1 pseudogene is annotated in these 1,122 nt (G+C 66.1%); it reads left to right on the forward strand.

Annotated features, from left to right (window positions below):
• Nucleotides 1-1,122, forward strand: a pseudogene (locus AB0C69_RS42490) (alpha-1,4-glucan--maltose-1-phosphate maltosyltransferase); the annotation flags it as partial.

Consider the following 1,122-nt stretch of genomic DNA (forward strand, 5'->3'; position numbering starts at 1 on the left):
GACCCCGGCTCCCCCTGGGCCATCGGCTCACCCGACGGCGGCCACGACGCCGTCCACCCCGACCTGGGCACCCTGGAGGACTTCGACGCCTTCGTCGCCCACGCCGGCGACTGCGGCCTGGAAGTCGCCCTGGACCTGGCCCTGCAATGCTCCCCCGACCACCCCTGGGTGACACAACACCCCGAATGGTTCACCACCCGCGCCGACGGCACCATCGCCCACGCCGAGAACCCGCCCAAGAAATACCAGGACATCTACCCCCTCAACTTCGACAACGACCCCGACGGCCTCTACACCGCCGTCAAGAACCTCCTGCACCACTGGATGAACCACGGCGTCCGCATCTTCAGAGTCGACAACCCCCACACCAAACCCGTCGCCTTCTGGGAACGCCTCCTGGCCGACATCAACACCACCGACCCCGACGTGCTCTTCCTGGCCGAGGCCTTCACCCGCCCCGCCATGATGCACACCCTCGCCAAAATCGGATTCCACCAGTCCTACACCTACTTCACCTGGCGCAACAACGCCGAAGAACTCACCGAATACATGCGCGAACTCACCGGCCCCGCCGCCGCCTACATGCGCCCCAACTTCTTCACCAACACCCCCGACATCCTCAACGAATACCTCCAGCACGGCGGCCGCCCCGCCTTCGAAATCCGCGCCGTCCTCGCCGCCCTGCTCTCCCCCGCCTGGGGCATCTACTCCGGCTACGAACTCTGCGAGAACACCCCCGTCCGCCCCGGCAGCGAGGAATACCGCGACTCAGAGAAATACCAGTACCGCCCCCGCGACTGGGAAACCGCCGACCGCACCGACACCACCATCGCCCCCCTCATCACCACCCTCAACACACTCCGCAACACCCACCCCGCCCTCCAGCAACTCCGCAACCTGCACTTCCACCACGTCGACCAACCCGAACTCCTCGCCTTCTCCAAACACCACCTCGACGACATCGTCCTGACCATCGTCAACCTCAACCCCCACCAACCCCGCGAAGCCACCGTCCACCTCGACCTGCCCGCCCTCGGCCTCCCCGACGACCCCGACCAACCCCACACCGTCACCGACCAACTCGACGGCACCACCTACACATGGCGCGGATCGAACTACGTC

Source organism: Actinomadura sp. NPDC048032, assembly GCF_040653175.1.
GTDB lineage: Bacteria > Actinomycetota > Actinomycetes > Streptosporangiales > Streptosporangiaceae > Spirillospora > Spirillospora verrucosospora.